The sequence below is a fragment of the Variovorax sp. CCNWLW186 genome (assembly GCF_037203865.1).
Lineage (GTDB): Bacteria > Pseudomonadota > Gammaproteobacteria > Burkholderiales > Burkholderiaceae_C > Variovorax.
Genome location: NZ_JBBCBO010000037.1, coordinates 22,016 through 29,237, shown reverse-complemented (window position 1 = coordinate 29,237; position 7,222 = coordinate 22,016). Strand labels below are relative to the sequence as shown.

General features: G+C 65.9%; 7 protein-coding genes. 4 read left to right on the top strand and 3 right to left on the bottom strand.

All coding sequences use genetic code 11. The annotated features are described in order from the left end of the window. Positions 1 to 158: 158 nt before the first annotated feature. From V9K97_RS26460 to V9K97_RS26445, 4 genes are all read left to right on the top strand, one after another. On the top strand, positions 159 to 614 hold the full coding sequence (locus V9K97_RS26460) for a MarR family winged helix-turn-helix transcriptional regulator (protein ID WP_337321762.1): 456 nt from the start codon (positions 159 to 161) through the stop codon (positions 612 to 614). Between the two features lie 97 nt (positions 615 to 711). Next, on the top strand, positions 712 to 1,137 hold the full coding sequence (locus V9K97_RS26455) for an organic hydroperoxide resistance protein (RefSeq protein ID WP_126750043.1): 426 nt from the start codon (positions 712 to 714) through the stop codon (positions 1,135 to 1,137). Between the two features lie 167 nt (positions 1,138 to 1,304). After that, entirely contained in the window at positions 1,305 to 2,420 is a 1,116-nt protein-coding gene (locus tag V9K97_RS26450) for a DUF2855 family protein (protein WP_337321760.1), read from the top strand. Between the two features lie 33 nt (positions 2,421 to 2,453). Then, on the top strand, positions 2,454 to 3,497 hold the full coding sequence (locus V9K97_RS26445; protein ID WP_337321758.1) for a serine/threonine protein kinase: 1,044 nt from the start codon (positions 2,454 to 2,456) through the stop codon (positions 3,495 to 3,497). Between the two features lie 36 nt (positions 3,498 to 3,533). Here the strand turns inward: V9K97_RS26445 and V9K97_RS26440 are convergent, their stop codons facing one another. The 3 genes from V9K97_RS26440 to htpG all read right to left on the bottom strand — a co-directional run bounded on the left by V9K97_RS26440 (position 3,534) and on the right by htpG (position 7,123). Beyond that, positions 3,534 to 4,442, bottom strand: coding sequence for a LysR family transcriptional regulator (locus V9K97_RS26440; RefSeq protein ID WP_337321756.1), 909 nt, complete (start codon positions 4,440 to 4,442; stop codon positions 3,534 to 3,536). 81 nt (positions 4,443 to 4,523) lie between these two features. Beyond that, on the bottom strand, positions 4,524 to 5,090 hold the full coding sequence (locus tag V9K97_RS26435) for a hypothetical protein (RefSeq protein WP_337321755.1): 567 nt from the start codon (positions 5,088 to 5,090) through the stop codon (positions 4,524 to 4,526). After that, on the bottom strand, positions 5,087 to 7,123 hold the full coding sequence (gene htpG / locus V9K97_RS26430; RefSeq protein ID WP_337321753.1) for a molecular chaperone HtpG: 2,037 nt from the start codon (positions 7,121 to 7,123) through the stop codon (positions 5,087 to 5,089). Before htpG ends, V9K97_RS26435 begins: the two co-directional genes overlap by 4 nt. Positions 7,124 to 7,222: the final 99 nt, after the last annotated feature.

Genomic DNA, 7,222 nt, shown 5'->3' with positions numbered 1-7,222 from the left:
GCCTTTTCTTTGCTTACTTTCTTTTGGCGAAGCAAAAGAAAGTGAGTCCGCCGCCGGGCGGAATCCCGGCCTCGGAAAGCAAACCCCAAAACGAGCCCCAAAACGAACTCAAAACAATTACATTGCACGCAATTCAATTGCTCGCTACAATTCAACCCATGCGCTCCACCACAGCCCCCGCCGACGAAATGCTGAAGCTGGACAACCAGCTCTGCTTCGCCGTCTATTCCGCCTCGTTGGCCATGACCCGGCTCTACAAGCCGGTGCTGGAAAAGCTGCAGCTCACCTATCCCCAATACCTCGTCATGCTCGCCCTCTGGGAGCAAGACGGCCCCACGGTCTCCGCACTCGGCGAACGCCTTTCGCTCGACTCCGGCACCCTCACACCCCTGCTCAAGCGGCTCGAAGCCAACGGCTACGTAGCCAGGGTGCGCGACGTGGCCGACGAACGCCGCGTGCACATCACCCTGACTGCCGCCGGCCGCAAGCTCAAGACCCGCGCAGCCCATGTGCCCGAATGCCTGATGGCTGCCGCCCAGTGCTCTGTGCCCGAACTGATTTCGCTCACCCAACAGATCCAAACGCTGCGCGACCGCATCAAGAAGGCGGCCTGACAGGCACAGACACACCGGTTTTCTCCCCCGCTTCGATCGATAAAAGAGAGAGAAGCTTTTTCACCTCCCCTCCTCCATCATCATCAAAGGAATCACCATGACCACCAAACTCGACAAGGTTCTCTACACCGCTGAAGCCCACACCGTCGGCGGCCGCGACGGCGCAGGCAAGTCCAGCGACGGCGCCATCGACGTCAAGCTGAGCTCGCCCGGTTCGGGCAAGCCTGGCACCAACCCCGAGCAGCTGTTCGCGGTCGGTTACGCCGCCTGCTTCATCGGCGCGATGAAGGCGGTTGGCCCGAAGATCGGCGTGAAGGTGCCTGAAGACGTGGCCATCGATTCGAAGGTTTCCCTCGGCCCAACGAACGGCGGCGCGGCCTATGGCATTTCGGTGCAGCTCGCCATCACGCTGCCCGGCCTGGACGCAGAACAAAAGCAGAAGCTGGTCGACACGGCTCACCAGGTCTGCCCGTACTCGAACGCCACCCGCGGCAACATCGACGTCGAACTGACGATCGCCTGATCTGCGCTGAGTGCAAAAAAAGAGCGCTCCGGCCACAAGCCGGGGCGCTTTTTTCATGGCCGGCGTTGTCTCACGGGCGACCCGGAAAATGCAAACGCGATAGCGCCTTTCATCAAGCTTGGCTAATGTGGCAGCACGCCCTTCAACGCACCGTGGAGATCGATCCCATGAGCACCACCAGCCTCCTCATCCGCAAGGACGAACTCGCCGCCACACGGCTGCACACCGCCACCGAGCAGCCTTTGGCCGACGGACAGGTGCGCGTTCGCATCGACAGCTTTGCGCTCACCTCCAACAACATCACTTACGCCGCCTTCGGCGATGCAATGAGTTACTGGCAGTTCTTCCCGTCCGGCGAAGAAGGCTGGGGCAGCATTCCGGTATGGGGCTTCGCAAGCGTGGTGCAGTCGCTGCACCCGGGCGTGGCGGTGGGCGAGCGGCTCTATGGCTACTGGCCGATGGCGTCTGGCGCGGTGCTCAGCCCCGAGCGCCTCTCGCCGGAGCGCTTTGCCGACAGTGCCCCGCACCGCGCGGCGCTGCCGGCGGTCTACAACCAGTATTTCCGCTGCAACGCAGACCCGCTCTACACCGCGGACACGGAGGACGTGCAGGCGTTGCTGCGCCCGCTGTTCATCACCTCGTGGCTGATCGACGACTTCATGGCCGACAACGACTTCTTCGCCGCCAAGACCATGCTGCTGTCGAGCGCATCGAGCAAGACAGCCTACGGCACGGCCTTTCAGTTGCACCAGCGCGAAGGCATCGAGGTGATCGGCCTCACATCGCCCGCCAACGTGGCCTTCTGCGAAAGCCTGGGCTGCTACCACCGCGTGGTGACGTACGACGCGCTCGACAGCATTGCGGCCGACACGCCCTGCGTGTACGTCGACTTTGCCGGCAACGGCGGCCTACGCAACGCCATTCACACGCGTTTTGCCAATCTCAAATACAGTTGCTCGATTGGCGGCACGCACGTGGAGCAGCTCTCGTCCAAGGGCGCCGGCAAGGACCTGCCGGGCCCGCGCGCCACCTTGTTCTTTGCGCCTGCACAAATCAAGAAGCGCACCGCCGAGTGGGGTGCGGACGAATTCGGGGGGCGCATGGTGTCCGCCTGGCGCAGCTTTCTGTCCACGGTGAGCGACGCAAAGAACCCGTGGCTGCGCGCCGAGCACCACCACGGCGGCGAGGCCGTGCAGGCAGCCTATGCGCAGGTGCTGGCCGGCAAGGGCGACCCGCGCACCGGCCATATCCTTTCGCTTTACAAACAACCCGGCGGGCTTTGACGGGGCCGGGGCGGGGGTAGCGACAATCGCTGCATGACCCCTTCCCCCGCAGCGCCTGCCAATACCCATCCCTACGAGAGCCTCACGCCCGACGTGGTGCTCGACGCGCTCGCAACGCTCGGGCTGCACGGCGACGGCCGGCTCACCGGCCTCAACTCCTATGAAAACCGTGTCTACCAGGTGTACTTGGAAGACCCGAATCCGTATCCGGCGGTCGTCGTCAAGTTCTACCGGCCCGAGCGCTGGAGCGAAGCCGAGATTCTGGAAGAGCACGCCTTCTCGCTCGAACTGGCCGCGGGCGAAGTGCCCGCCGTGCCGCCGCTGGCCTTCGACGGCACCACGCTGCACCACCACGCCGGCTTTGCCTTCAGCGTGAGCCCCTACCGCGGCGGGCGCGCGCCCGAGCTCGATGACTTCGAGGTGCTCGAATGGGTCGGCCGCTTCCTGGCGCGCATCCACACCGTTGGCAGCGCCAAGCCCTTCGAGGCCCGCCCCGCGCTCGACTTGCAGACCTTCGGCATTGCCTCGCGAGACTGGCTGCTGGCCAACAACAAGGTGCCGCTCGATGTGCAGCGCGAATGGGAAGCGGCCTGCAACGAGGCGCTGGACATGATCGGCGCGACCGCGCTCTCGGTGAATGCGCCGGCCTCAGACTTCCAGCCGCGCAAGCTGCGCCTGCACGGCGACGTGCATCCCGGCAACATCTTGTGGACACCCACCGACCGGCCCGGCGGCGGCCCGCACTTCGTCGACCTGGACGACGCGCGCACCGGCTTCGCGGTGCAAGACCTATGGATGCTGCTTTCGGGCGACCGCGCGCAGCGCACCTCGCAGTTGTCGGGCCTGCTCGACGGCTACGAGCAGTTCCGCGAATTCGACCGCCGCGAACTCGCACTGATCGAGCCGCTGCGCACGCTGCGGCTCATTCACTACAGCGCCTGGCTCGCGCGCCGCTGGGAAGACCCGATCTTTCCGATCAACTTTCCGTGGTTCGGCTCCAGCGACTACTGGAAGGGCCAGATCCTGGTGCTGCAGGAGCAGTGCGAGCAGATGGCCGAAGAGCCGCTGTACGCCTGAGCCGTCCTCCGGCTTGCAGCCGCGAAGGTTGCGGGCTCATGGCAGAACCGGCCGCGCGCCTGCGCCCGCCTTCGGTGCATTGAAGGCATGCAGAAAGGCGCTCTGCAATTCGCCCGGCAGATCGGAGCGGTGGCACATTGCATAGCCAAGGCTCGGCGGTTCGTCCGACAGCGGCACGAAGCGGATGTCGGGCCGCGCGATGCAGGCGAGCGACTCCACCACCAGGCCGATGCCGGCACCGGCCGCCACCAGCCCCACGAGCGAGATCGACGAGGTGGCGCACTGGTTGACCCGCGCCGTGATGCCGGCACGCGAGAAATAGCTGGCGATGCGGTCGAACACCACGGGGCCGACTTCGCGCCGCACCTCGACCAGCGTCTCGTGCCGCAGGTCGGCCGCCTCGATGCGCTCGGCGCCTGCCAGCCGATGCGTGGCAGGCACCACGGCGACGAAACGGTCACGCGCCACTTCGCGCACCACCAGGTCGTCGCGCGAAGAGGGCGGATGCACCACGGCAAGGTCGAGCCTGCGGTGCGCCACGGCCTCCTCGAGCTCGTCGGACAGGCCCTCGGTGAGCGCCAGCACCACGCCCGGGTACGCGGCCGAGAAGACGCGCATCGCATCGGGAAAGAAGGACAAGGCCGCAATGGGGGTGACGCCGATCTCCAGCCGGTCGAAAGCGCCGCGTCCGATGGCGCGCGCGGCCTCGTCGGTTTCGGCGGCACGCGACAGCAGGCGCTTGGCGTGCGGCAACAGGCGGGCGCCCTGCTCGGTGAGGCGAACGCCGCGGGCCTGGCGATCGAAGAGCGCGAAGCCGAGCTCTTCTTCAAGCCGCTGGATGCGCACGCTGAGCGCAGGCTGCGAAACGGCGAGCAGCGAGGCGGCGCGACGGATGTTGCCGATCTCCGCGAGCGTGACGAAGCACCGCCATTGCTTGAGTTCCAAGAAAGCGATCTCCGTTCAGTCAGGCGGCAACCAAGATCGACTTCGCGCCGGCGCCGCGGCACCACACGAGTCGAGGGACATTCAAGGGGCGACGGGATTGCCCGGCGTGCCCAGCCCGACAGCCGACTCGGCGGCGGAGGCCACGGCGGGCTGGCGATAGGAGACGCGCACGGCCGCAGGCTGCGGCATTGCCGCAGGTGTGGCCGCCACGGCCGGCCTGGTCACCCCGCTCTTGGTGATGGTGACCGGCGCGTTGGATGCCGCCACGGGCGCGGCGGGCGCAGGAGCCGCTGCGGCGGTGGCCGTGGCGAGCGCAGGCGCGGGCTTCACGGCATTGGGGTCGTGCAGCACCACGCTCTTGCTCACGCCCACGCCGGTGCCGATCGGCCCCACGCCGACGCCCACACCCACGCCGGCCGAACCGGCCACCACGCCCGAGTTGTTGACCGCCACGCCCGCGCCAAGCGGGCCCCAGCCGGTATTGAGCCCGACCGAGAAATTGCCGTCCTTGGTGGCACCCAGGCCGAGCGAGAGCCCGGGCACCAGCGGAATGCCGATGCGGTAGTGCGAACAGCCGCTCATCGAAACCAGCAGCACCGCCGCCGCAACGGCGGCCCCTGCCCGAACGATGCGCGGCCGGGCGTTCACACCAGCAGCGCGTTCACGCGCCTCACGTAGGCCGCGGGATCGGCCGGCAGGCCGCCTTCGGCCAGGAGCGCCTGGTCGAAAAGAATGTTTGCCAGATCGTCGAAGTGCTCGGAGCCGTCGAGCTTCTTCACCAGCGCGTGCTCGGCGTTCACTTCGAGCACGGGCTTCAGGTCGGGCGCGGGCTGGCCGGCCTGCTTGAGCATGCGCGCAAGCTGCGTGCTCATGCCGCCGTCCTGCACCACCAGGCAGGCGGGCGAATCGACCAGGCGCGTGGTCACGCGCACGTCGCCGGCCTTGTCCTTGAGCGCTTCCTTGAGCTTCTCGAGCATCGGCTTGAAGGTTTCGGCGGCTTCCTCGGCGGCCTTCTTCTCGGCCTCGTCCTGCAGCTTGCCGAGATCGACCGCGCCCTTGGCCACGCTCTGCAGCGGCGTGCCGTCGAACTCGGTCAGGTAGTTGAGCGCCCACTCGTCCACGCGGTCGGTCATGAGCAGCACCTCGATGCCCTTCTTCTTGAAGACCTCGAGCTGCGGGCTGTTCTTGGCGGCGGCGAGCGTGTCGGCCGTGATGTAGTAGATCGCGTCCTGGCCGTCCTTCATGCGCGCCTTGTAGTCGGCAAAGCTCACGCTCACCGTGTCGCTCGTGGTCGAGGCAAAGCGCAGCAGCTTGGCAATGCGGTCGCGGTTGCCGAAGTCTTCGCCCAGGCCTTCTTTCAGCACGGCGCCAAACTCGGCATAGAACTTGGCGTACTTGCCCGATTCGTCCGCCGCGGCAGCCGCGGTTTCGGCCGCGGTAGGTGCGTTCTTGTCGACCACGTCGGTCACCGCTTCGGTCGGCTCGGGCGCGGGCACCGATTCGCCGGACCCCACGTCGATCTTGCCCTCGCCGCTTTCCGGGCCGGTCTTCTGCTTTTTGGCCAGGTCTTCGAGCATGCCGAGCACGCGCTTGGTGCTGCCCTCGCGAATGGCCTTCACGTCGCGGCTTTCCTGCAGCAGCTCGCGGCTCACGTTGAGCGGCAGGTCGGACGAGTCGATCACGCCCTTCACGAAGCGCAGGTAGCTCGGCAGCAGCGCCTCGGCGTCGTCCATGATGAAGACGCGCTTCACGTACAGCTTGACGCCCGCGCTCTTTTCGCGGTTCCACAGGTCGAACGGCGCCTTCGCGGGGATGTAGAGCAGCTGCGTGTACTCGGTGCTGCCCTCCACGCGGTTGTGGCTCCAGGCGAGGGGCGCCTCGTAGTCGTGGCTGATGGTCTTGTAGAACTCTTCGTACTGCTCGGGCGTGATGTCCTTCTTGTTGCGGCTCCACAGGGCGTTGGCCTTGTTGACCGTTTCCCATTCGCCGGTCTTGACCATGTCGCCGGGCTGGTCGTTCTCGCCTTCCTTCCACTCCTCTTTTTCCATGAGGATGGGCAACGAGATATGGTCGGAATACTTGCCGACGATCTGCTTGAGCTTCCAGGCATTGAGGTATTCGTCGGCGTCGTCGCGCAGGTGCAGCGTGATGCTGGTGCCGCGCTCGGCACGCGTGATGTCGGCCACTTCGAAGTCGCCCGCGCCGCCGCTCACCCAGCGCACGCCCTGATCCGGCGGCAGGCCGGCGCGGCGCGATTCGACCGTGATCTTGTCGGCCACGATGAAGCCCGAGTAGAAGCCCACGCCGAACTGGCCGATGAGCTGCGCATCGGCCTTCTGGTCGCCGCTGAGCTTGCTCATGAAGTCCTTGGTACCACTTTTTGCGATGGTGCCCAGGTTGTCGATGGCTTCCTGGCGCGACAGGCCGATGCCCTTGTCGGTGATGGTGATGGTGCGCGCGGCCTTGTCGAACGAAAGGCGCACGTCCAGGTTGGGCTGGTCTTCGTACAGCTCGGGGTGGTCGATGGCCTCGAAGCGCAGCTTGTCGCAGGCGTCCGATGCGTTCGAGATCAGCTCGCGCAGGAAGATTTCCTTGTTGGAGTACAGCGCATGCGTGACGAGATGCAGCAGTTGCGCGACTTCAGCCTGGAACGGTAGTTTCGTATTGGAAGAATCAGCCATGGGAAAGAAGAAATATCGAAACCAAAAAATTCTAAGCCGGACAGCTTTGACCGCACGCCCGACCCGCCAACTCTGCGAGTTGGGGCTGGCGCCCCAAAA